The organism is Bacteroidetes Order II. bacterium (genome assembly GCA_016788705.1).
In the GTDB taxonomy this organism is placed as follows: domain Bacteria; phylum Bacteroidota; class Rhodothermia; order Rhodothermales; family UBA2364; genus UBA2364.
This window is the reverse complement of sequence record JAEUSQ010000015.1, coordinates 1-24,757: the sequence shown is the minus strand read 5'-3', so window position 1 is coordinate 24,757 and position 24,757 is coordinate 1. Positions and strand designations below refer to the sequence as shown.

Below are 24,757 nucleotides of genomic sequence, written 5' to 3'. Positions count from 1 at the left end.
CATGCTGTTCCTAATTACGGTCATATTGTTGCTGCTTCTGGCGTTTTTTGCAGCAGCGGAGTCTGCATTTGTAACGGCCAACCGTTATAAAGCCGAAATTGAGTGTGCTTCCCGTGGCGAAAATGGCAAGGCTGTCGAGGTTTTTCTTCACAATCCCATTCGTCTGTTTACGACCACGTTGGTGGGGACCGTCTTAGGGTTGGTTTTATATGCCACCGCCCTTGCTTTTCTCTTGTCCGAAGTGTTGCAACCCTTTCAGGGGTCACCTGCCCTTCTATTGACCATACAAATTTTGGTTGGATTTCTGACGGTTTTGTTCCTTGGGGAGATATTGCCCAAGCATTTGGTGCAAAAACAGCCTAATGAATGGATTTTTCGTCTTGCCCGCCCCCTCATGTGGTCCTATTGGCTTCTTTTTCCAATCATTCAACCCGCCGGATGGCTCTCACAAGGCATTGCCCACCTATTGCGCATTCAGAACCGTATTGTCAGCCCCTACTTAATACCAGATTTGGAGAGTTTATTAAGTGAACGATTTAATGAAACCCCAGAGCCGGACCCCAAGATTGACGAAGATGAACGCGAACTCGTTTCCAATGTGCTGGAACTACGTGAAACCCGCGTCCGAGAAGTGATGGTTAGCCGTACCCAGATTACCGCTCTTCGCATAGATACATCCCTTTCCGATGTGCGGCGGGTTTTTACGGAAACGGGTTACTCGAAAATTCCTGTTTATGCACAACACCTGGACAATATGGTGGGATATGTATTGGTACACGACCTCTTCCATCATCCCGCTTCGTTGGAAAGTATTGTACGTCCCATTAAGTTTGTACCAGAAGCGCAGCCTACCAATAAGTTACTTCAGTCTCTCTTGAAAGAAAAAACCTCTATTGCATTGGTGGTGGACGAGCATGGCGGGGTGTCTGGATTGGTTACAATGGAGGATTTGCTTGAAGAACTGATTGGGGAGATAGAAGATGAGTTTGACCCAGATCATACGCCCGTTCGGGTTATAGGGCCCAATACGTGGTCGGTTCGTGGAGATGCCGAAATACATGTATTGCGGGAACAATACGGGTTCACGATTCCTGTAGGAAACTATGATACGATGGGGGGGTATATCTTACATCAAACAGGCAAGGTACCCGAAGTGCATAGCCACTATATTTTCGATCAGTATGCTGTGACCATTCTCAAGGCAACACCTAAGCGTGTTGATCTGGTAAAACTGAACCGCATCTCATGAGTAACGCCCATCTACGTTCATTCAAGCCTTCAAGTTTGTTTTTTTACCCGCTGAATTTGACGTTTCATTAAAAAAGGCATCCATAAAAAAATATCCGGAACGATTCGGTCGGGAATGCCGTCTTGATGATTAACTTAGACCGACCTGAATTCCTGAGTTATTTTGTCTCCTCTTTACATGACTCTAAATATAACTTACCCAAACGGCAACTTGATGCCCCGTATTTCTCATGGAATACGCTTGGGAGTAATGGTTTTATTTTTGGGTCCTGTCTGGCTATATGCGCAGTGTGGTAAAATTGAAATTCCATATATGCACGGCCTTGTTGAGGTGGACGGAAAGTCGGATGAATGGGCAGACGTGCCTTACAAAACGTTTTCCACCCCTTCTAAAGGCAAAAACAGGCGTAACGTAACGCAAATCGCACTTGCATGGGATGGATATGCTTTATACGCTTATTTTACGGTACGAGACCGACATCTGATTGCACTACCCAAGGATAAATTGCCCATTGAAGGCTTGGTCAAACCCGTTCCGATTGATACAACAGGGCGTACCATTCCGGTGGATACATTGGCTTACCTTTACCTAAACGACTCTGTAGAGTTGTATGTACATACAAAAGGGGAACCAACATCTACCTTTTCGTCATCGGATTACCAATTGGTGACGGATTTATTGGGAAGAACGGTTGTACTGCGTGGAAACCCCGTTCCGGCCTTAGATGCGCAATTACCCAAAATCGTAGATCAGGATGTGGTGTATTATGTAAAAAGTGTTGCGTCGGGCAGTGCGAACATGAATGACGACGAAGACGATGGTTATGTGGTGGAGATGATGGTTCCGTGGGCTTCTTTGGGGCTTTTGGAAGCAAAGTCTTGGATGCACATCCGCTTGTTGGCAGGAAACAACGATAATGACGGCGAGGGCTTAGACATCATTAAGTCTGCTTGGTGTGGAGTGGAGAATCAAGATGCTGCTGCAAATTGGACCGATGTGAAGTTGGTCGGCCAAGCCACTTGGTGGGATAGAATCCAGAAAGCAATGGCCTTCTCGCCTTGGTTGTTGGTGGGGGGCGTTTTCGGAGGAATACTGGCCGCCTGGTTGCTTTGGCAATTCTTAATCCGTCTTGTACGCAGGCTGAAGCGCACCAAAGCGCCTTTACGGCCTGATACCGAGTCGGTGGTTGAGCACCAAAAGACCCCATTGCCAGTCACGGAACCTAAACCAGTACCACCAATCAAAGCGGTGCTTCCTGAAGAAATTGCTCCCACGGTAATTCCACGCCCCATAGAAGTGGTATCTGCGGATGTGCAGTTTCTCAAGCAGATGCAAAATCTAATTGAAAGGCGCATAGACGATCCTCGGCTGAATGTAGCAGAGTTGGCACAGGCGCTTAACATTAGTCCGCGTCAATTACAGCGGAAGATACAATCACTCACGGGGTTGTCTCCTGTCTTGTTTCTCCGCAACTATCGTTTGGAGCGTGCCAAACATTTATTGGAACAAGGTGCAGGTAGCATCTCGGAAGTGGCGTATGCGGTTGGGTTCAATACCCCGGATTATTTTGCAAAGGTTTTTAAAGAGCAATTTGGCGTGCAGCCTTCACAATATATTAAAACAGTTCAACAGGAGTTGCCCGGTACAAATCAGACATAAGAGCCAATATATCGGACATTGTCGCCAGAATTAGGGTTTTCGTCTTATAAATAGGCGCTTTACAGGGGTGAATTTCGGATTTTGCGTTCGGCTTTCGGTGCTGCTCCGTTGGATTCGATACTGTTATTTAAATGTAAGCCCGAATCGCCTTTAATGCTTCTCCTAGTGCGGGCACCGTTGTTCCTGGTAAGTTCAACGATATGTGTTTGGTACTTTATCTGGCTGGTTTTGGTAGTGCCATACCGTGCTTACAGAAGTAAAAGGAAATACAACGGAGCAGTACCTGATTGTTTGATAACGCGAGCCTTTATAAGGTGCGCTTTTTTTATGTCTTGCCTTTTCCAATGTTGTCTCATACCCTCGTCCGCCTTAGCGTTTGCGTAAGGTGGTTTGTATGAAGTCATAAGACAAAATGCCGGTCCCAAACATCAAGGCAATATATCCGCCCATAAGTAGCAGTTCGAAATACCAATGTTGGAGTGCGGGGAATAACTGCCATAGGGCAAAAATACCCAATGCACCGACCAATAAAATCCCTATTTGCATCCAGTTATGGTGGATTGGATAAATTTTCTGGGCCGAAAAATAGACTCCCAGCGACATGACAAAATAAGCCCCCAAGGCCCCCCATGCCGCAGCAAGCAAGCCATAATGGGGGACGAATAAGAAGTTGAGCAAAAAAGTGACTAATGCGCCGAGCAAGGTGATAGGAATGAGCCGTGAAGTTTGCTTTTGGATGTAAATCCCCGCAGAGAAAATACTTTCCCAACCCTGGAGAAAATAAGCACCCAGTACAATCGGGACAATCGGGAGAGCAAACCAATACTGAGAGGGTAGTAGGGTACGGCCTCCCGGCAAAGGGAATGCCACAATTTCGCGGGAAAAAAAGGTGATACATAACCAAGCCGTAAGTCCAATTGCAGTAAAAAGCAAAAAAACCCTTGCAAAAAGGGGCTTTGCATCTGGATCTTCGGCGTGGTTAAAATAAAATGGTTGCCAAGCAAAACGAAACATCTGGGTAAACAACATCATGAAGACGCCAATCTTATAGATATTGTTAAAAATACCTGTTACATAATCACCATAGTCTTCAGGGGTAAGCAATTTAGCTTGTTCGGCAGCAGGAATCACATGGCCATATAGCCTTAAAATCTGCTCCTTTCCCATCATGTTGAGGAAAAACCGGCTTAGCGTTTCGGTTGCAGCAAAAGCAAGGCCATTTGGTAGGAGCGGAAGACCATACTTTAGCAAAGATTTTGCGGTTTGGCCATCGTACATGAACCGGAAACGCTCGAAATAAACGGGCAGAAGAACCAATACCTGAAATCCAGAAGCCAAAACATTTGCCAAAAAGACCCCTGCAATTCCCCATTGGAAGAAGGCAATAAAAATTACATTTAATACCAGATTGAGTGTGATGTTAGACAGTTTTACGGCAGCAAAGCGGTAAGGACGGTTGGAAAGCCGCAATTCTGCTAAAGGTATTGCGGCCATGGTATCCAGCAGGACGATGGCCGCCATGTAAAAGACCAGTTGCTGCCATTCCGGATTAAGGGTGATGAGGTTGCTGGTAACGGCAGGGAAGGCAGACATGGTGAGTGAAAAAGTGATACTACTTATCAGAAGCATCAATGTGGCCGTGCTAAAGATTTTATTTGCTTTGGTACGGCCTTCTTTTCCTGATGTAAACTTAAAGTAGGCAGATTCTAATCCGTAGGTGTAAAGAATATTAAGAAACACAAAGGCGGCAAAAACCACCCCAATTACCCCGTTATCATTCACGGGGAGGTAATGGGCATAAAACGGGACAATAAGTACGTTTAATGCACGTCCAAGAATGGAAGAAATGCCATAGACAGCAGTGTCTTTTAGGAGTTTTTGAATGCGGCTCATGGAGGGCAATGGTGAAGGATTACTTTCGGAGAAATGGTCTAAAAAAGAAGTAAAGGGCTGCTCGTGCAGAAAGCCCCATCACTTCCCAGATTAAACTTCCCAAACGTTTGCCGGCTTTCCGGGGATCGTGCGACACGTCTTCGGTGAATTGTTGGCGCACGTTGAGAGGTCCGTGATCTAGGCTTTTTTTAGACCGTTTTTTGTTTCGGGAGAACAAAAGTCCATCCATCCACAAATGACTGGCATATCCGGTTACGGCTGCGCCATAAAATAACCAACCGACCATAGGACGATAAAGCAAGTGGAAATTGGTGATGTATGGTAGAACCAAAAACGGTAGCGGTACAAGAAACATGGCCCAATGGGTATGTGTCCAGCCTCGATGCTTTCCCAAAGCGGGGAGAATCGCAAAAAGACCCAGATACGCCGCTGCTTCAAAGTTTCGAAGAACAATCAATACCAAATCTATCCCTAAAAATAGGCGGTAGAAGATTTTTTGTGCATGAGAATTGATGTCCACATCGGGCCAAAGGCCAAACAACATCCCAATTCCGGAAGTTACCAGTGCATACCCCAACCAATCCGGTGCAGACAACGAATCCGCGACCCCAGAAACTGATACACCATAGGTTACGATGCCAGTATAAGCGATCGCACCAAGGGCTGCACCATTGATATGCCCTCTGTAATCTGCCATAAAGGCTCCGAGTCAGGAGGTTGGTTATTTATAAAAAGCGGAATTGCTCGGTCAGGTCCTCGCCGGAATCGCTATCCACGAAGCGGAAGTGGACTGGATCAATGATTTCATTGGCCACCAAATGCACCCGTACTTTCATCCCAAAACGCCACCGCATGGTACGTGGGACAAGCCCATCGCGCAAATGCTTAAGATACGACATGAGAAAGGGATGTACCTGAAGCGTGACAGATGTTTTGCCTGTTTGGGTTTTATAAATTTCTAACCATGCTTCTATGCGTTTCAGAATGGTTTCCACACTTGGATTGATCAGGACGCGGTTGGGTGATGGCTGTCGAGCAATGGAAGTGGTATAGCTGGGACGTAGCCGTTGGCGGGTGATTTCTACTAAGCCAAAATCACTCATCGGAAGGACTTTTGTAACTGCACGGTCTTTTCTAAATTCCCGTCTTAGTGCCTGTAAAACCTTTCGGCGATGACTATCCAGCCGTAGATCAATAAAATCTACAGCAATAATGCCTCCCAAATCACGCAACCGGAGGTGTTTGGCAATGTATCGGACGGCTTCAAGGTTTACATTCAGCGAGTTCTCTTCTTGTGTAAGGCCATGGCCGGCACGTCCGGAGTTTACGTCCACCACATGCATGGCCTCGGTATGCTCAATAAACAAATAGCCGCCGGATGGCATATCCACCCGGCTGGAATAGGCCTCTTCTATTTGTTTTTCAATTTTGGTTGACTTAAAAATGGGAGGCGTATCCGTATAAAGTTGGACGGCAGAGGCCATTTGGGGCGCTATTGCCTGAACATAGCTTTTGATGTTTTTGTGCGCACGCGCATCGTCAATCAAAATTCGGTCGAAGTCTTCCGTAAATAAATCCCGTATCACAGACGAAGCCATGCTTACGTCCTGATAGACGACTGCCGGAGGGTTGCCTTTCTTCTGAATGTTTTCTTCGATGCGTTTCCACTTGTCTATTAATAACTTGAGATCTGTATAAAGCGATTTTGCATCACGGTCTTGGGCAACGGTTCGGACAATGAGGCCAAAACCTTGTGGCAATAGGCTTGAAGCCAGCACTCGGAGGCGTTTGCGTTCTTTTTGGGACGCAATTTTTTTTGAAACCGCTACATAATTGGCCATTGGAACCAAGACCAAGAACCTTCCGGCAAGCGATACATCGGTCGTGACCCTACTGCCTTTGCTGGAAATGGGTTCTTTGCTGATCTTCACCAATATCCGTTGGCCTTCTCTTAAATACTTGGCAGGGTGTACTGAAATAGCAGGTTTTAGCGTCTGAATTGGGGCACTTTCTGCGACAGCGGCCAGCGCAACGGGTCGGTCTGGTCCTATGTCGGTAGATTCGCCCGCAACGGAAGGCATGTCTAATGCGTCGTCGGAGGAAGGGCGCCGCCGTTGTCCGCCTCGTCTGCGCGAGCGGGGTTTGCTGATTTCCGGATTTTCCGAGGCGTCTGCCGAATTTTCCTCGCCCTCGGTTCCTGGCCCTTCATTGGATTTTTCGGAGACAGTTAATGGGTTACTATGCTTGCGGGCAGTGGGGGGGTGTTGTTCAGAGCGGTGCTGCTGGTGGCCGCCCTGCCGCCGATTCCGATGCTCCTTAGCGGGTATTTCGACAGGGTTCGCTGGATCGTTTGTGGTGTCGGGTGTTGTCTGAAGAGGGGTGGCTTCGGCTGAGGGGGGGGCAGAACGCTCATTTTGGGGGCGAGGATGTGGGTTTTTCTGAGAGCGCTCGCGGCCTCGGTTACGACTGGGGTGTGGTTCCGTTTCGGGGCTTGGGGAAACGGTTTTAGGGGCTTCTTTTGTTGCCCCACCGGTATCGGGTTTGGCTGGGCCACTGGTCTCGGAGGTATTGCCATTTGTGCGCTCTCGTTGGTTATGCTCGGAGGCGGGCCGTTTCTTTCTCCGATTTTTGCGCTGGGCTTCGTCTGGACGGTCGCTCCTAAGTACCGGTTCATATTCCAATTCCTCTTCTTCGGACGGGGACTCGTCCTCATCCCCCAAATCATACCGATCGCTGATGGATCTTGCCAAAGATTCTTCCTTTACTTCAATGGCAGAAGACGGCATTTCAACTGTTTCGCCCAGATAGCGCAACAGTTCCGGCGTGGTGTCCGAAATATCCGAAAAATGCAGGAAAGCATCTTGTTTTTGTCCAATATCTACAAAACATGCCTGAATATTGGGCATTATTTTGCGGATCCGGCCAAGATAAATATTACCCAACGTGCGGGCATTGTCGGAAGTTTCGATGTAGAGTTCTACTAATTCCCCATCTTCCAGAAGGGCGATTTGCGTCTGCTCCTTCTGAGAATTGATTACTATTTCTTTTGACATAAAAACTGTATGACGCACCGAACCTTGAAGGCAGACACAAGTGGAGGCGCGATGGGTGGTCAATCGCAGTTTAATCCATGTCCAAGAAGCCCTGCAGAGGGATGGGAAGGGGCTGTTGGAACGGTGTGTCTCGGCACTACTGGGCTGCACACAAGTGCAAATGGTTCGGTTGCGGCGTGATTAAAACGTAAAAATCGTGGGCTCTCGTCGAGCAAAACGACGCATCCGCAATTCATCTGTACAGGACAGGAGCTGGAGCGTCCACCATAAAACAAAAAGGCATCGCGATTATAAGCGTGATGCACCGTAAAAAAGGCTCTCTTAAGGTACTATTTTGCAGATGAACAGTAAAACAAACTCCCAAATCAGGTGGAGGTGGTTTTACTTGCTGTGATGGATTTACCTTAGCGGCGATGCAAAACAGAACCGTTTCATTTACGGTGTATCTCTGAACCAGAAAGCTTTTAAATAAAAAAAGCGCTTTCCAACAGCGATTACATTTTGACTTTACTATCTAAGAAGTTACGAAAACAAATCGGGTGCTTTCAAGAATAAGGGTCTAAGTTTATTTAGTAAGGCTCTTAGGTGCTTTACGGACAGTGAAAAAGTGGCCTTTGTCTTTTTGAAGGACGTTGGAATGTTAAAATTCATGATCAGTACAAGTAAAACGCACGCTTCTTTCGCCAAAAGGTCGCGATACTTCCCTTTTGTCTTCATAAATTAAATGAACCCCTTCACCAGACTTGTCGAATGGTACGGTTGTTCTGAAAACCAAAAAACGGATACTCTTTCATTCGATTTTGGTATATCCCGTCAGAGAGTCCCGTAAATTTCGGCATCCGCGCCAAGTGCCCCTGCCCTATACCGTGCACTACTAAACCAAAAAAAGAAACATTTATGCCAGACACAGCAACCGAAAAGCCGGTCGTAGCAAGAGGTCTTGCCGGTGTATATGCACTCGAATCTGCCCTCTCGTTTATTGACGGAGAAGCGGGAATTCTCGTTTATCGGGGGTATAATATTCATGAGTTGGCAGGAAAGGCCAGTTTTGAAGAGGTGGCCCACCTGCTTTGGAAAGGTCATTTACCCAATCAAGCTGAATTGGACGCCTTAAATGCTGAACTGCGGGCTAATCGTGAAGTGGATGACGCCATTGTGGACACATTGGCCAAATTGCCTAAAAACATCGAACCGATGGCGGCCCTACGAACGGCGGTTTCTCTCTTAGGAAATTTTGATCCCGAAGCAGAAGACATGTCTCCGGAGGCAAATTACCGCAAGTCTATTCGTTTGACGGCGCAAATGCCCACCGTGCTGGCCGCATTTGATCGGGTACGCAAAGGACTTCCGGTAATCAAGCCGCGAAAAGAAGGCTCAATTGCTGCCGAGTTTCTTTATATGATCAATGGCGAAGTACCGGGCGCGGCTACCGAACATACTTTAGATACTTGCTTGGTGCTTCAAGCCGATCACGGCTCGAATGCCTCGACGTTTACTGGACGTGCTGCCGCTTCGACGCTTTCTGACATGCATTCCTCGGTTGTTTCTGCTATTGGGGCTTTAAAAGGTCCGTTGCATGGTGGGGCCAATATTGCCGTGATGCGCATGTTAAAAGACATTGAGGCACGCGGTCTTACGGTAGAAGAATTTGTGGCCGAGAAATTTGCCAAAAAGGAAAAAATTATGGGTTTTGGCCATCGGGTGTATAAAACGTTAGACCCCCGGGCGGTCTCCCTGCGCGAGATGCTGATTAAGGTTTCTGAAGAAAAAGGCGAAATGAAATGGTACGAAATGGAAACCAAAATGCAGCAATTGGTCAAAGATGCGAAGGGCTTAAATGCCAATGTGGACTTCTATTCTGCGCCGCTTTATTACCTGATGGGCATCGAAATTGATTTGTTTACGCCCATTTTTGCCATGTCGCGGATTACTGGGTGGACCGCCAGCATCATGGAGCAATATGCGGATAATGCGCTTATGCGTCCGAAGTCGGTTTATACCGGTGTCACAGACCTGAAATTTACCCCTATCTCCGATCGGGGCTGAGATTCTTGGCTTTTATGATCTTGTACCCCGTTAATCTTGTGGTTGATGGGGTTTTTTTGTTGTAAGTGCAGATAGCCTATCCCATAACACCAAGCGGTTATTTGCATATATTGTGCTACGCCAAAGGTAGGAAGTTGTATGATGCAGGTGATGTGGTTAAGAAAAGCGGGAATAAGCAGGTGCCAAAGGGTAAAGATGGATGCCCTCTATAACCATTACAATAAATTTGCCCTCCCTGCGATCCGTTTTGTATGGTAAAAACAGTTCTTGAGTGAACAGTACAAAAATGTCTATTCGCACAAGGCAAGCCTTTTTTTAACGGTTTGATTTTGGCTATGTAATGAGTATTAGGCCGGTTACTTCAATAAGACCAAGTGCTTATGGGCAATAAAATACTCGCCTTGTATGCGTGCCACGTATTTACCCGATGCCAAGCCTTCGGCATGGAAGGAAAACGTGTGGGTGGTTTGCCCGTCTAAACGACCTTGATGAAGCAATGCTACCTGACGGCCCAGCAAGTCGAAGACACGGATTTGTACGTTTTGTGTTTGCCCAACGGCCAAGGTGAAGTTGGTACTGGGGTTAAAAGGATTGGGGTACACTTCCGAGAGGGCTAAAGCATCGGTAAGTTCCACAAAAACTGAAAAGGGGTTGGTATAGCTCACTAAGCCGTTGCGGTTTTGTTGGGCAATACGGAAAAGGTGTTGTCCATAAGCCAAATTAGGTATAGTAAACGCGTAGTCGTGTTGCTCGGTGATGTTGTCTTGTCCTTTGATTTCGCCTACTTGCTTCGAGTCTTGTGTCGTTTGTCGTTCAATAACAAAGCGGTCGCTATTGATTTCTTGGGCGGTTGTCCAATACAAGGTAGCCGTTTGGGTTTTAATGGTAGCCGTCGCAGAAATGAGTAAGATGGGGAGTGCAGTAGCACTGGCGGCTGTCCAAGTGGAAAAGGTAGGGATGCCTGTTTGTTGTATCCAATTGGCGGTAATGTCCTGTGTATTGCCGGATTGAGGTGTCCACGTTGCGCCGTTGTCGTTACTCCGCCACAGCACCATCAAATGTTCATCGTTGCCATTGAGTTCAGCATCAAAATAATAGAAACGCAAGATAGCATCTAAACTGCTGTTATTCGTAGGCGTGATGAAGTATTTACGTGCTATACTACTACCTGTTACAGTAGTGATGTCGTGCGAGCGGCGTATTTCGGTGCTGCCAAGATTGTGGGTAGAAGTAATCATTGCGCCCAGATTGCCCGCATTCACACTTATTAGGAGCGTTCAGCGTTGCTACGCGGCGCAGATAGCCGCCCGTACCTGATATGCGATTGGTCTCAGTCTCGGATTGTAGGCTGCCCGTAGTGCCAAAGTCCACATTCCCTGCCGCAAGGTCTAATCCGCCCGTAATGAGTGTGAGGTTGCCACTAACGCTAATGTTCTGACTAAGTTGTACGCCATTAGCGGTTTTATCAATCGTCAGATTTCGGAAGGCAGTTGTACCGGTGCCGTTGATACCGTTTTGTGCATTCGTGCCATTACCTTTGAATACCACCGTACCGTCATTTGCCGTAAGGCTGCCGTTATTGAATTGAGACCTCTACGATGGTAGATTTTCCGGTGCGATAGTTGCCAGAAGTCCATTGCCATGATTCTTTTAGACAAAAGCGGCCATCGGGCAATATATCTGGAACCGAGTGGCAAATGCCTGTTTTGAGTGTGCCATCGGTGGAAAGATGATGGTATCGTATGTCTAAATACCCCTCTTCGGTACAGGTGGCAATCAGTTGGCCCCAGATCACAGATTGTCGCTATTTTCGAGCGATCGCAAGTAGCGGCCGTTATAGGATTGAGGAAGGTTGGCCATAATTAAGGTGTGGGGTGATACGACGTGGTTTCACGTAATAAAGAGGCGTTTTACGGGTCTCGGAGGTTTCGTTTTAAGGACATATCAAGGAGTGATTTGCCAGTCTATTGCTGTTTTTCCGATAGACTGTAAATAATGGTTGGCCTTAGAAAAGTGGGCACATCCGCTAAAGGCATTGCCAGCAAGTGGGGAGGGGTGTGCGGCTTCCAAAATCAGGTGTTTGGTTGGATCAACGAGACTTTTTTTCTGTTTGGCAAAATTCCCCCAAAGCATAAAAACCAATCCGTTTCGGCGGTTGGAAAGGGTATGTATTACGGCATCGGTAAAGTCCTGCCATCCAATTTTTGCATGAGAACCTGCAGCGCCTTTTTCTACCGAGAGCATGGCATTGAGTAAAAAAACACCTTGAACGGCCCATTCCGAAAGATCGCCGTGTGGCGGAACCGTAAAACAGGGCAGGTCTCGGAGCAGTTCTTTGTAGATATTGACCAAGGAAGGTGGTGTGCGGATGCCTTTTGGAACAGAGAAAGAGAGACCCATTGCCTGACCGGGCTGGTGATAGGGATCTTGCCCCAAAATCACCACTTTCACCTCTTCGAATGGAACTTTGTTGAAGGCATTGAACATCAGCGAGCCGGGTGGATACAGGGTTTTTCCGGCGGCTTTCGCTTCATAGAGGGTCTTGCGGATTTGTTGGAAATAGGGCTTTTCAAATTCCGGTGTCAGAACCGCTTTCCAACTGGGTTCTATTTTTACGTCTGCCATTTTGTTTTTGGGCAAGGTACGGTTTTGGAGATAAACTGCGTGTTAAAGCCATGAAAATCAGGTTTTATGTGGTTTTTTCTTGGCAGCAGGGAATAGCACATTGTTCAAGATAAGCCGATAGCCCGGAGAACTTTTGTGTAGTGCTAAATCGGTGGGCGGGTCTCCTACGTAGTGCCGATAGTCTTCGGGATCATGGCCGCCGTAGAACGCAAAGAATCCTTTTCCGACTGGGCCATACAAATAACGAACCGTTTCACGGCCCGGTGATTCTCCCAGAATTGTGACGGTTGGCTTGATTTTTTCTTTACGGTATTGGGTGGCCTGGCCCATAAATCCGCGTAGTGTGGCCACATGGTTTTGGGTCAACATCGTAGGTACGGGGTCCCACTTGGCACTAAACTCAAAAAGCGTGAAGAAGTCGGTAGAGGGGTCTTGAAGATGTGGAGGAGGCATTACGTCTATGTCGGAATGTTCATACTCCATCGGGTTCATGCTTACCTGAAAGCTCTGAAAGGCCATTGTCGCGTCAAAATCCAATTCATTTTGGGCATTGGGAGAAATGGCATCTCCGTCAAACACCGAGGCGGCGATGTCGGTTTTATGCGCGGCCAAGGCAATGTCGAAGGTGTCGGAGCCGGAACACATGGCAAACATAAAACCGCCGTTCACCACATATTGTCGGATGGTTTGTGCAACGGCGAGTTTTAATTGGCTGACTTTCCGAAATCCTAAGTTTCGTGCTTCTGTTTCGGCTGTGCGTTGTTGTTCGATGTACCAAGGGGCATTGCGGTATTGGGCGTAAAACTTGCCATATTGTCCGGTAAAGTCCTCGTGGTGCAGGTGTAGCCAATCGTAATTTTGTAGCTCACCGGAGATGATTTCCTTGTCATAAATTTGGGTGTAGGGCACTTCGGCATAAGTCAAGGCCATCAAAACGGCGTCGTCCCACGGTAAAACCTGTTTGGGTGCATACACCGCAATTCGGGGCTGTTTTTCGAGTTTTACGACATCCATGTTGTTGGATGGACTTTGCACCTCATTAAGAATGGATTGCGCAGTTCCATCACTCACTCGTTCAAACAGAATGCCACGGATGAGTAGCTCCTTTTCCACCGCCGTATTATAGGCCGCTAAAAACGAGCCACCCCGATAATTCAGGAGCCAGTCCACATCCATGCCTTGCGCCAATGTCCAATAAATCAGGCCATAGGCTTTTAGGTGGTCGGTTTGCACCTCGTCCATCGGAATGAGGATACTTTGCGTGCGGCTTGGTATAGCGGAGCCAAGCAAAAGCACCAAAAGAATGGATAAGCGCCGTTTTTTCATGGTTGGTCGAGGTCTTGGGTGGAAAATGCCGCGATACATTCAGACACAAATTGGATCTTCCGTTGTAGCGGTAGCGAGAATATTTTAGGATTTATCTTTTGGGCTGCCTGATACATGATGCCCGCCGTTCGATAGCACATTAGCGAAATTTCAAACTCTGTTCCGGTGTCGGCCACTTCGGCGCGGGCCACATACACATCGCCCAAGGTTTCGAATCGGTCGGCATCAAAAAATTGGTCTTCAGCAAGCCATCGGACTAATTTTTCGGAGGGGGTTGTCCATAAAACCGACGCGGGAAGCCCCGTAAGGTCGTGTAGGGCTTCATTGAGGACTTGTTCGGCTTCGGTGCGTTTGTTTTCCCGTGCCAAGCCCAATGCCTGCGCAACGATGCGGGCATATTGTTCTATAAGGCGGAGGACGGTATCGCGGGTGTACATGTTATGAGGATATTTTATCGCCCCGCAACTTTCGGATGCGTGAACGAACTTCAGGGGCAAGGAGGGAGCCGGGGTATTTTATGAGTACTTCGGCGTATTGGTCTATGGCTTTGCGTTTATCGGGATCGTTTTGTGCCAAAATTTCTGCAATGTCAAAGAGTGCACGGTCTGCCAAATAACTTTTTGGGTAGTCTTTCTGTACGGCTTTATAAGCCTCGATGGCTTCGGGGAATCGCCCTAAAGCACGTAGCACGCCTGCGCGAGAAAAACGGGCTTCGTCTATAAGGGTGTGGTCTTTAAAATGGGTAATCAACGAATCTAACTTGTCCAAAGCATCCCCAAATTTGCGTTGTCGCTCGAACAAGCGGGCTTTGGCAAACAAATTCATTGGAACCAAAACGGTATCTTGCTCGGTATTTTCGCGGATAATGACCTTGAGTTCTATCGCGTCGTTGGTGACATCGGTAGTGGTGTTTTGGTTGATGACCTCGGTGATGGATTTAGCCATCTCGAAGTGACCTTGATAAAACGCCATGAGTGCTTTTTGAAACTGAGCCTTTTCTGCCAATTCGCCTGTACGGAGCGAGACATGCACTTTATTGTAATAGGTATTGGCTTGTTCTAAGTTGTTTTGGAGTACCGCCAACTGCCCAAGTTCATACTGGGACTTCCAGTAATATTCTGTCCCAAAGAATTGTTTTTCTATCCGGCGGTGGGTGGCCTCTGCATTGGTCAGGTCAAAAAATACATTTTGGTATAGCTCGGCCAGTTCATAGAGCATTTGCGGCGTAAGTGGATGAGTAGGATAGGCATCCGCAAATTGTTGATAGGCTTGTTTGGCGGCCTCATAGTTGGGTGCCGAGGTGGGCAATCCCGCCGGAGAAAGGGTTTTTTCCAATAAGGTCTCGGCACGTTTACGCAGCATAGTGGCCAAGGACAATTGCGCATTTGGTGCCATAGGCGAGGCCGCATATTGGCTTATAATCAACTTATAGGCCTCTTCGGCCACGTCGAAATATCCGGCATCGGCGGCAGTTTGGGCAAAACTATAGATATTAGCCCCATTCATGTTCTCTAAGCGGTCTAAGGCTACATTTGCTTGAAGGGCTTTTTGGTAATCGCTGGCTTCGAGATATAACCAAGCGGCAAGTTCCCGATAGGTTTTGTTGAGGGGGGTCTGCCGAACTGCTCGATCTACGGCGGTGGTAAAAGCTGCTAAAGCGCCTTGTTGTTCGTTCATTTGGGCCAATTGGGCCTTGACAAAAGAAATCATGGCTGGGTTTTCCAAGACCAGAATCAAATATTCCGAAATAGCTTTATCAAATTTTCCGGCAAATCCATAACCATACGCCATCTCCATATTAAAGAGTTTGGCATCATTAAACTTTGTGCGTGCTTTTTCCAAAAAAGCCGTTGCTTGGTCGAATAACCGCTCCCTGTATAGCGAGTAGAAAACCATTCGGTACGTGTTTTGGTCGTTAGGCGCGCGTTCAATGGCTTGTTCCCATGTATCCATGGCCAATAATTCTTTGCCTTGTTTAAACAGAACTGCGGCTTTATCGGCCATAATGTTTGGGCTGGGATCCCACCCCAACCGCTGATCAATAATTCGGAGGGCATCCTCGTAGCGTTTTGTGGTGGCATAAGCTTCGCGTAGGCGGTCGTAGAAAGCATACTCCCTTGGGTTTGCTGCCAACACATCTTCCAGTAAAGGAATGGCCTTGTCGGTCTGGTTGGAACGTAAATAACTGTCTGCCAACTGGTATTTTTCGATATTCCCCTGAGCAACCGTCATTTGTACGGGTGTCATGATCCAGAAAAACCAAAAGAGGGTCTTTATTTGAAGACGGGTTAACATTTTATCTGGGGGATTTCGTTTTGGGAATGCGGAAAAGTTCATTAGTTTCCAACCTGACTGTCGAAAACGTTAAAAAGTTTCCAATTAAACGATTTGGCAGTTGCTTTTCGTTTAAGCAACCAAACCATTTTGGTTTTGATACCACTCATCTAAGCCTTCATTCGCAAACATCAAACCAAATCCACCATGCGTTTTATCTTTTTATGCTGTTTTTTGTGGTTAGGTCTTGTACCTTCCGCCTTTTCTCAAGACGAAGACCCCGAAGAGTTTAGGGGAATGCTCCAAACCGGAGATAAAAAACTCAAGTCTGGGGAATTTTATGACGAACATGTTATAGAAGCAGCGAGAGGTCAGATCCTCGTTTTTGACCTCTTTTCGCGGGAATTTGACCCCTACCTGATCGTGCTTCCAGAAGGCGGACAACAACAGGACAATGATGACCACGATGGGAGCAACTCAAAATCCCAGATTATCTTCTCGGCGCAGAAGTCCGGCAAGATTACGGTTCGTATTACGTCTTCTCGGCCCAATCAAAAAGGGCGATACCTCTTAACGGTTACGAACCGGAGTGCCGCACTGGCGGGCGCCACGAACCGCTCGCTCACGGGGGCGCTCGCTACCACAGATACGAAACTGACCACCGGAGAATTTTTTGACACCTACGAGGTGGAAGGCATTCCGGGGCAGAGCCTGAAAGTAACATTGGTTTCTACAGATTTTGACCCCTACCTAATTATCAAGACGCCAAGCGGAAAACAACATGAAAACGACGATGCGGGCGAAGACAAAGACCGTGCAGCATTAGACCTAAATCTAACGGAAAATGGCACCTATAAAATCTACGTTACGGCTTATGGCAAAGGAGAAACGGGGGCCTATTCTGTTAAGATTGGGACCACGAACGAAGGAACGGGGGCTGCACAACAAGAGCAACGCGATGTGATTGTCATGGCCATTGGGCAAAGTAAACAAGGAAAATTGGAGCATGGTGATGCGACCTCGGAAGATGGCGCCTTTTGTGATTATTATGCTTTTGAAGGACGAAAAGGCGAAAACGTAGTGATAGAACTGGCCACTACTGCGTTTGACCCCTTTCTCGAACTGATCTTGCCAGATGGAAGTGACATCACCAATGACGACTGGGAAGGTAGTAACCGCAAAAGTCGCATTGAACTAACATTGCCCGGAACAGGTCGTTACCGGATTACGGCTACAGCCTATTCTAAAAAGGATGTAGGGACGTATAGCATGAAGTTGCTTCGTGGGGCAACTCCACCGGTTGGCCGCGAAGAACCGAGGCGTCCTAATCCACAGCCGCGTCTTAATCCTCAACCTGGCCGCCCTACTTCTGGGCCTTCTATATATGGTCTTTTTGTGGGGATTAGTGATTATAATGGCCGCCAATCTCCTCTCCGTTATACCGCCCAAGATGCCAGAACCGCCAAGGATGCCTTGGTGCGTGGCGCCAATATGCCGCAAACGAACGGTGTGGTGCTGACCGATGCACAAGCAACCGTTGCTAACTTCAAGGCCGAATTGCGGCGACTTGCTTCAAAAGTGGGCCCGCAAGACATGTTTGTGCTCTTCTATTCGGGTCATGGTGGACGTTATGCACGCCAAAACTGGCAATCCAGTGATCCCGACCAACGGGATGAGTCTATCGAACTTTATGATGCCGAAATTCTCGACGATGAAATGAATCTTTTATTAGACCAAGTGAAAGCAAAAACAACCTTGCTCATTCTAGACTCCTGTTTTAGTGGCGGTTTTTCCAAAGATGTAATCTCTAAACCAGGAAGAATGGGGCTTTTTTCGTCGGAAGAAGATGTGACCTCTGGGGTTGCCTTTAAATTTCAAGCAGGGGGATATTTGGCGAAGTTCTTTGCAGATGCCCTGCTACAAACCAATGCAGACGAAGACGGCGATGGCAATGTCTCTTCGTTTGAATTAAGCCAATACCTCTACGAGCGCTATCGGGGAGATGTGAAAAGCAGTGGTCCAGACGATGACGACATTGTCCTGAGTAGCCGAAGTATGGGATATCAAAAGTTGGTGGTGGATCGTGGAAGCATCCGACCCAATGATGTTTTGTTCAAAAAACGTTAATCCTTAATCAAATAAAAATAATTATTTATGAAGCGTTCCTTGTACGTTCTTTTATTGTTGTGCATATTGACTCCGACTGCTGCTTGGGCACAAAAAACCATCGGAAGCACCGCGCATAAAACGAAACTGATTGGTAACCGAAAAATGTCTTTGCAATGGGTAAGCCACGACTACTTTGGAACGGCAAAAGTAACCAACGAAGCAGGTACCCTGATGATTCGTGGTGAACACCGCAGCCGTACAACCGATGATTATGTCACCATCAATGGTGCCGTCCTTCAGATGGTTAATGCGCGGGAGTTTAAGTTTAAAGGCCAGATTGTCACCAAAACGAGTTATATAAACGGGGGAACACCTTGTGTGAAAGATGGGGTTTTTACGTTTAAAGCTACAGGAACCCGGAAATATTGGCGGCTCCAGGAAATGGAAAATTGTGAAGGCAATAATGTGGTGGACTACGTGGATATCTACTTTTGATCCGTTCTTCCGTCGTCACAATCAAGGCTGTTTCTTCTAAAGAGGCAGCCTTCTGTGTTATATCATTGCGAGATAGTGGGCCGAGAAATTTATCTGCCATTCGAGCTACAAGATATTTGCATAAAATGGTCTTATATTATTGGGTTCCATTTATAAATACCCAACCTAATGGCTTTATTTGTAGATCAAAAATTTCAGACGCACCGCACCCATATAGAAGAAATTGTCAAAGACCTCCATAATTTGGCCTCTGATATTGGCTATCATGACTTACGACAGACCGTCAGTGACCTCCGAAACCGGATTCATGAGCCATTTATGTTTGTGATTGTGGGCGAGGTGAAAGCCGGTAAAAGTAGTTTTATCAATGCCCTTCTGGAAGCTAAACGCGATGTCTGCAAGGTGGCGCCCTCTCCTTGTACCGACACCGTTCAACAGATTTTGTACGGTGAACAGGAGGAAGTTGTAGTGGTTAATGAGCACCTTAAAAAAATCTTTACGCCAGAGCCTATTCTGCAAGAAATTGCCATTGTGGATACGCCGGGGACCAATACCATTGTGGCGCATCACCAAGAAATTACGGAGCGATTCATTCCTGCTTCAGACCTGATTGTCTTTGTATTTGAATCAAAAAATCCGTACCGCCAATCGGCGTGGGATTTTTTTGATTTCATTCATTCCGATTGGAGAAAGAAAATCATTTTTGTGTTGCAGCAAAAAGACTTGATGAATCCGGCCGACTTGGCGATTAATAAGCAAGGCGTGGTGGATTATGCCATCAAGAAAGGGATTGCACAGCCCGTAGTTTTTGCGGCCTCGGCCAAGCAGGAGCAAGAAGGACTTGTGGAAGAAAGTGGGTTTGGTGAAATCCGTGCTTATATCCGCGAAAACATAACGGGTGGAAAAGCCCCGTATCTAAAACTGCGAAACAACATTAGCACATCACAAAACATTAACGATAAAATTGCAGCGGCACTGGCCATTCGGGTAAAACAATACGAAGCCGATGTGGTCTTTCGTGCAGATATAAAAGAAACGCTGGAGAGCCAATCGCGGAAATCCGTTAAGCAGGTTGCTGTGCTTTCGGAAAACCTACTGGCCGGATACGACCACATTACCCGGCGGGTAGAACATACATTGGAAGATGGACTTTCCTTCTTTACCCTCCTGAAACGTTCGGTCTCTTCAATTTTTGACGCGGGCGCATCGCCCCAGGCATGGATCAAGCAGTTGAGCTACCACTTTGAACAAGACCTTCAATCTGAAATGCGCCGGAAATTAGAAGAAGGGGTGGGAGACATTGCCGACCAGATTCAGACAATGGCACGCTTGGTGGATATGAAAATCAAAAATAGCCAAACTATTCTTAAAAATAACCACGAAATTTTTAGTGACATCGCCGAACGGCGGAGTACGGTACTGGCGGACCTCCAGAGTACGTTTACCACGTTTTTAAGCCGTTCCGAGAACTTCCGTGCCGATGGTCTTAGCGACCAAAACACGTCCTTCTCCCCCAATATCGCTACTGGAAGTGGATTGGCTATTATTGGGGTGATCTTGGCAACCGTAACACAAGGAGCCATTCTGGACATTACAGGCGGCTTGCTTACCACAATGGGTCTTCTTTTTGCCGGGGTAACGGTAGGGCTTAAGCGGAGGCGTATCATGGACGAGTTCCGGGAAGAAGTCACCAAGGGCCGCACCCAATTAGAAAAAGAGGTACATCAACGCCTCAATTCATACATCAATACACTTAAAGACCGTATTGATGCAAATTTTGATGATTTTGATGCACTCCTTGAGCTGGAGGGGCGTTCTCTTGCACTCTACACAACCAGACAACAAGACATCAGGAAGCGTTTGGACGACTTGGATAAGGCTTTCTGAACGTGTATCCCGCATGAACAAACAGATTAATTAATCCAGAGTTCTTTGGTTAGGATATAACCTGCCATGATCACCAAAAACCAACCAAATCCTTTTTTTAGAGACGCAGGCGCCACGTATTTAGACAAATAGCTTCCCGTAAAAATACCGATGGTGGCGAATAAGGTGAAGTTGAGCAGGAGCTGCCAGTCAATGGTAGGCATGTTCATGACATCTCCTAAAAAACCAAATAGCGATTTTACCGCTATAATGAGCAAAGACGTCCCTACTGCCTTTTTGATGGGTAAATTGGCCAATAATACCAGAGCGGGAATAATCAGAAAACCGCCACCAGCGCCCACCAAGCCCGTAACCGCACCTACGATCAGGCCTTCTAACATGATCATCGGGTAATTAAAGGAAAGGGTTCCCGTCTGTTCTACCGAAGTACGGCTGTAAATCATGGAGGCGGCGGCGCCCAGCATAATCAATGCAAAAAGAACCATTAGCCCAGTTTCACGGGTTAGTACAAATCCCTGAATACTAAACAAAACATCAGGAATGGCTGGTACCACAAACTTCCGAACCAGAAAAACCGCCAAAAAAGAAGGGAGGGCAAAAACCGCTGCTGTTCTAAAGTCAATTAAGTCTTTTTTGGCATAATCCGCTGCACCAACCAATGATGTACTACCCACAATAAACAGCGAATAAGCCGTCGAAATGACCGGATTGATACCCATGACATACACCAAAACGGGAACAGTCAGAATTGATCCACCCCCGCCAATTAGTCCTAAAGATAGGCCGATCAGTAAAGCCAATACGTCGCCGGTAAGATATTGGACCATTGTTTAACCCCAGCTTGTAAAATAAAAAAGTAAAATCATGTAATTACTTGTGATAACAAGATACATACATGTGGCCATTCATTGCAAGTGAAAATGATGTAGATGCCAAGATGAACAACGCCTCGTTTGGCCTTTAATCTTCCACCAAAAAGCCTCCCATCCTAAATAGGACAGGAGGCCATGTGGGTTGAATGCGGCACAAATCAAATGTCAAAAACGGGTCCCAAGCCGAGCCCTAAAACAGCTTTATTGATAAGAACCTGATTGCGGTGGAGTAATTCCCGATCGCGCTGTGCTGTAAACCGTGCCACCCATTGCCGGGCTTTGGGTTTCCAGAGGGTGCTTTCGACATATAGGGGGGCGTAGCGCTTCAAGGTTTTGTGCAGGTCTTTTTTCTGAGATTCGGATACTTTTGAAAGCAAGTATGCAGCGTATGCCACGCCCGAATTGTGGTGGATACTGTCGTCCCGAATTAGGCGTGTGGCCATATCCCCCAAAATAGTTTGCTGTGCGGCAGCAGATATTTCTTTGAAGGCGTAAATGGCGGCTCCTTCAAAGCAAACCTGAAAGGCCAATACACGGTTTTCAAGTCCTTTTTCTTCTCGGAAAATATCGCCCATTTCAGCCAAGTAAGGGTTGTGTGCCTCTACAGGATCCAGCATATGGGATAGTTTGGTCCATGCCTCGCAATGCCGTGCTTCGTCGCTTACCATCGTGGAATAATACATGCGGGCTTCAAACTCGGTCACATCCACAAGTAAGTTTGAGGCCGCTTCAACAGCAATGATGTCTGCCTGAAGTTGTTGCGCTACCACACTTGCCCAGACGATGCGCCAGCGTTCGCTTTCAACACGGGGGACTGGATCCGCATTTTCCCAAGGCAAGTCTTTAATACTCCATTCGCCTTTTTTTGCGGCATGATAGAATTGTTCTAACCTTCCGAGGGGGTCGGAGCGACGCTGTTGTTCAGTTTTGCGGCGCGTAAGAATTTCCGGCATTGCAGTTCCGTTCATAATAGGCATTCTATTTTAGGGAGGATAAAGGTTGTGTGAACAGGGAGAGGAGACAACCTCTGGTGGGCAATATAAGAAAAAGTAGAAAGGAATGAATCAAGAATGCGACCAACTGAAATGAAATTTGAAGTCCTGAAGGTAGGGTGTTGAAGTCCTGAAGGTAGGGTGTTGGTGCGGAAAAATAGAAGGTCGTACAAGTTTGGTGTTACCCCGATCACCCATATGTATCTTTAATACCATATTAACCGGGCAATGATCTTGGCCAATTGAAAGGTGATCAGATGGTTTTTTCGGTCTTTAGACGGGGCTGTCTGGATTATGTCTGGTGAAATCCGGGCAGTTATGCAGGCGGATCATGTGGTGTTCCCTGCGTGAATGCTTTACTTTATTAAAACTCAAGAAAAGCGCTATTTGCAAAATCCATACCCATCCCAATAAGGCTTTATGGTGAAAACCAACGAATGATCTTCGTTTAAGTACCCCTTAAGTCGGTCTCTGGAAAGAGAAAAAGAAAGCTGATAAAAAATAACATTCTTGTGTTTAGATTTATGACAAAAATAATATATAAATAATAATCTAAATAACATATAAAATAATAATCTAAAAATGTCAATAAGGATTAACGATTTACAACAATATGTGGCACAAGATGCTGTAGAGTTTGCACAATATACAGATGTGTCCAGCGATGATCTCCGCGACCAGTTTATTGAAATATTAAGACAAAAGGTTCATGGTTTCTGCTTTAGTCTTTATGAGGAAGGTCAGAAACCAGGAGATGTGGTAACTGAAGCCCAAATTAGACGGCGACTAAATGTACTTAAACCCCATTGTAGCTGGATTCGGACATTTTCTTGTACCGAAGGCAATGAATTGATTCCTAAATTAGCAAAAGAATTAGGTTTTAAAACGCTTGTTGGGGCATGGATAGGGAAAGACGCAGAGAAGAATCAGGCAGAAGTGGAGGCCCTAATCGTATTAGCGGAAGAAGGATTGGTGGATATTGCGGCTGTTGGAAATGAGGTTTTATACCGAAACGAATTAAGTGCCGAGGCATTATGTGTTCAAATAGAGCAGGTCAAACGTGCGATACCATATATTCCAGTTGGTTATGTTGATGCCTATTACCAATTTGTACAACATCGCAATATTGCAGATAGTTGTGACCTGATTTTGTGTAATTGTTATCCTTATTGGGAAGGGACGTCCATAGAAGATTCGCTTTCTCATATTCATCAAATGTATCAGCAAGCCCTTTCTGTTTCCAGTGGCAAGAAAGTCATTATTACCGAGACTGGTTGGCCCAGCCAAGGGCTTAATTTTAAGGCGGCTTATCCTTCTATCGAAAATACAAAACGGTACTTTGTCCAATTCCAGCAATGGGCCAAAGCCCTAAATATAGATAGTTTCTACTTTTCTTCTTTTGATGAATCTTGGAAAATAGGAGACGAAGGCGATGTTGGCGCATACTGGGGGCTTTGGGATTGTGCCGAACAGCTAAAGGTGTGATGTATAAATCAAGTTTCTTTTATCCACAAACAAAACCATAACAAAATGAAACGTCTGTTATACTTATTGTTTGCGCTTGCCCTAGCTCCACTAGGCTTTGCGCAAAAAAATCCAATAAACTTTGAATCGGGTGGATTCGGCGCATCTTGGACTTGGAATGTCTTTGAAAACGCCACCAATCCCGCTCTCGAATTTGTGGACAACCCTAATCCGAGTGGGATCAATACGTCTTCAAAGGTTGCCAAATTTACGGCCTTGGGTGCAGGTCAGCCTTGGGCTGGTACCGAAACAGCACATGGTGCGGCAAACTTAGGCGGCTTTGTGCTTGATGCCAACAATGCCACCATCAAGATTATGGTATATAAATCGGTCATCAGTGATGTGGGCATTAAATTGACTGCTACCAGTGGTTGGGCCGAAGCCGAGATTAAAAAGCCTAATACCAAAATTAATGAGTGGGAGGAGTTAACCTTCGATTTCTCGGGTAGGGTAAACCCACCAGCAACGGAAGGCCAATTTGATCAAATTGTTGTATTTCCAGATTTTAACCTTGGAGGAAGAGGGCAAGATAACATTATCTATTTTGACAACATTACCTTTAGTGCGAGCGCAACGCCGCCACCAACTGGCCCAACAGCCGCCGCTCCAACACCAACCCGTGCCGCTGGCGATGTGATCTCGCTCTTTAGCGATGCCTACACCAATGTCCCTGTGGATACTTGGAAGACGGGCTGGTCTAATGCAACGTTGGAAGAAGTTACGATTGCGGGCAATGCGGCCAAAAAATACAGT

21 protein-coding genes are annotated in these 24,757 nt (G+C 46.6%); 9 read left to right on the top strand and 12 right to left on the bottom strand.

The window, feature by feature from the left end; translation table 11 throughout:
• The first annotated feature begins 1 nt into the window (after position 1).
• Both JNN12_02850 and JNN12_02845 read left to right on the top strand, forming a co-directional pair.
• On the top strand, positions 2–1,249 hold the full coding sequence (locus JNN12_02850; GenBank protein MBL7977253.1) for an HlyC/CorC family transporter: 1,248 nt from the start codon (positions 2–4) through the stop codon (positions 1,247–1,249).
• A gap of 213 nt (positions 1,250–1,462) precedes the next feature.
• On the top strand, positions 1,463–2,908 hold the full coding sequence (locus JNN12_02845; GenBank protein MBL7977252.1) for a helix-turn-helix domain-containing protein: 1,446 nt from the start codon (positions 1,463–1,465) through the stop codon (positions 2,906–2,908).
• 369 nt (positions 2,909–3,277) lie between these two features.
• Here the strand turns inward: JNN12_02845 and JNN12_02840 are convergent, their stop codons facing one another.
• The 3 genes from JNN12_02840 to JNN12_02830 are packed head-to-tail and all read right to left on the bottom strand — an operon-like array spanning position 3,278 to position 6,882.
• Positions 3,278–4,801, bottom strand: coding sequence for a polysaccharide biosynthesis C-terminal domain-containing protein (locus JNN12_02840; protein MBL7977251.1), 1,524 nt, complete (start codon positions 4,799–4,801; stop codon positions 3,278–3,280).
• A 19-nt stretch (positions 4,802–4,820) separates the two neighbouring features.
• Entirely contained in the window at positions 4,821–5,498 is a 678-nt protein-coding gene (locus tag JNN12_02835; GenBank protein ID MBL7977250.1) for a metal-dependent hydrolase, read from the bottom strand.
• A gap of 28 nt (positions 5,499–5,526) precedes the next feature.
• A complete protein-coding gene (locus tag JNN12_02830; GenBank protein ID MBL7977249.1) occupies positions 5,527–6,882 on the bottom strand; it encodes an Rne/Rng family ribonuclease in 1,356 nt (451 codons plus the stop codon).
• A 981-nt stretch (positions 6,883–7,863) separates the two neighbouring features.
• On the opposite strand from JNN12_02830, the gene JNN12_02825 reads away from it, so the two are divergent.
• Both JNN12_02825 and JNN12_02820 read left to right on the top strand, forming a co-directional pair.
• Complete coding sequence (locus JNN12_02825; GenBank protein MBL7977248.1) at positions 7,864–8,034, top strand: hypothetical protein; 171 nt, start codon at positions 7,864–7,866, stop codon at positions 8,032–8,034.
• A gap of 717 nt (positions 8,035–8,751) precedes the next feature.
• Complete coding sequence (locus JNN12_02820) at positions 8,752–9,900, top strand: citrate synthase (protein ID MBL7977247.1); 1,149 nt, start codon at positions 8,752–8,754, stop codon at positions 9,898–9,900.
• A 356-nt stretch (positions 9,901–10,256) separates the two neighbouring features.
• Here JNN12_02820 and JNN12_02815 read toward each other — a convergent pair whose 3' ends face one another.
• The 7 genes from JNN12_02815 to JNN12_02785 all read right to left on the bottom strand — a co-directional run bounded on the left by JNN12_02815 (position 10,257) and on the right by JNN12_02785 (position 16,146).
• The gene (locus JNN12_02815) at positions 10,257–11,138 is read right to left on the bottom strand and encodes a T9SS type A sorting domain-containing protein (protein ID MBL7977246.1); all 882 of its coding nucleotides are present in this window, start codon (positions 11,136–11,138) and stop codon (positions 10,257–10,259) included.
• The gene (locus JNN12_02810) at positions 11,065–11,448 is read right to left on the bottom strand and encodes a hypothetical protein (protein MBL7977245.1); all 384 of its coding nucleotides are present in this window, start codon (positions 11,446–11,448) and stop codon (positions 11,065–11,067) included. The genes JNN12_02815 and JNN12_02810 overlap by 74 nt, the downstream gene beginning before the upstream one ends.
• 28 nt (positions 11,449–11,476) lie before the next feature.
• A complete protein-coding gene (locus JNN12_02805; protein ID MBL7977244.1) occupies positions 11,477–11,695 on the bottom strand; it encodes a hypothetical protein in 219 nt (72 codons plus the stop codon).
• Positions 11,696–11,844: 149 nt separating this feature from the next.
• Positions 11,845–12,525, bottom strand: coding sequence for a uracil-DNA glycosylase (gene ung / locus JNN12_02800; protein ID MBL7977243.1), 681 nt, complete (start codon positions 12,523–12,525; stop codon positions 11,845–11,847).
• 57 nt (positions 12,526–12,582) lie between these two features.
• Positions 12,583–13,851 carry an asparagine synthetase B gene (locus tag JNN12_02795; GenBank protein MBL7977242.1) on the bottom strand — a complete coding sequence of 423 codons (1,269 nt, stop codon included), beginning with the start codon at positions 13,849–13,851 and terminating at the stop codon, positions 12,583–12,585.
• Positions 13,848–14,288: a hypothetical protein gene (locus JNN12_02790; GenBank protein ID MBL7977241.1), complete on the bottom strand. Its 441-nt coding sequence runs from the start codon at positions 14,286–14,288 to the stop codon at positions 13,848–13,850. Before JNN12_02790 ends, JNN12_02795 begins: the two co-directional genes overlap by 4 nt.
• A gap of 1 nt (position 14,289) precedes the next feature.
• The gene (locus JNN12_02785) at positions 14,290–16,146 is read right to left on the bottom strand and encodes a tetratricopeptide repeat protein (GenBank protein MBL7977240.1); all 1,857 of its coding nucleotides are present in this window, start codon (positions 16,144–16,146) and stop codon (positions 14,290–14,292) included.
• Between the two features lie 186 nt (positions 16,147–16,332).
• Here JNN12_02785 and JNN12_02780 point away from each other — a divergent pair, with 186 nt between their 5' ends.
• The 3 genes from JNN12_02780 (at position 16,333) to JNN12_02770 (ending at position 20,616) form a co-directional block, all read left to right on the top strand.
• Positions 16,333–18,252, top strand: coding sequence for a caspase family protein (locus tag JNN12_02780; GenBank protein MBL7977239.1), 1,920 nt, complete (start codon positions 16,333–16,335; stop codon positions 18,250–18,252).
• A 27-nt stretch (positions 18,253–18,279) separates the two neighbouring features.
• The gene (locus JNN12_02775; GenBank protein MBL7977238.1) at positions 18,280–18,729 is read left to right on the top strand and encodes a hypothetical protein; all 450 of its coding nucleotides are present in this window, start codon (positions 18,280–18,282) and stop codon (positions 18,727–18,729) included.
• A gap of 168 nt (positions 18,730–18,897) precedes the next feature.
• Positions 18,898–20,616: a dynamin family protein gene (locus JNN12_02770; GenBank protein MBL7977237.1), complete on the top strand. Its 1,719-nt coding sequence runs from the start codon at positions 18,898–18,900 to the stop codon at positions 20,614–20,616.
• Positions 20,617–20,642: 26 nt separating this feature from the next.
• Here the strand turns inward: JNN12_02770 and JNN12_02765 are convergent, their stop codons facing one another.
• Positions 20,643–21,443 (bottom strand): sulfite exporter TauE/SafE family protein, encoded by an 801-nt coding sequence (locus JNN12_02765; protein ID MBL7977236.1) that lies wholly within the window; start codon positions 21,441–21,443, stop codon positions 20,643–20,645.
• Positions 21,444–21,646: 203 nt separating this feature from the next.
• On the bottom strand, positions 21,647–22,456 hold the full coding sequence (locus tag JNN12_02760) for a hypothetical protein (protein MBL7977235.1): 810 nt from the start codon (positions 22,454–22,456) through the stop codon (positions 21,647–21,649).
• 606 nt (positions 22,457–23,062) lie between these two features.
• On the opposite strand from JNN12_02760, the gene JNN12_02755 reads away from it, so the two are divergent.
• Positions 23,063–23,965, top strand: a complete 903-nt coding sequence (locus tag JNN12_02755; GenBank protein MBL7977234.1) for a hypothetical protein — start codon at positions 23,063–23,065, stop codon at positions 23,963–23,965.
• 45 nt (positions 23,966–24,010) lie between these two features.
• Positions 24,011–24,757, top strand: a 747-nt coding sequence (locus JNN12_02750; GenBank protein ID MBL7977233.1) for a hypothetical protein, incomplete at its 3' end; no start/stop codon positions are given.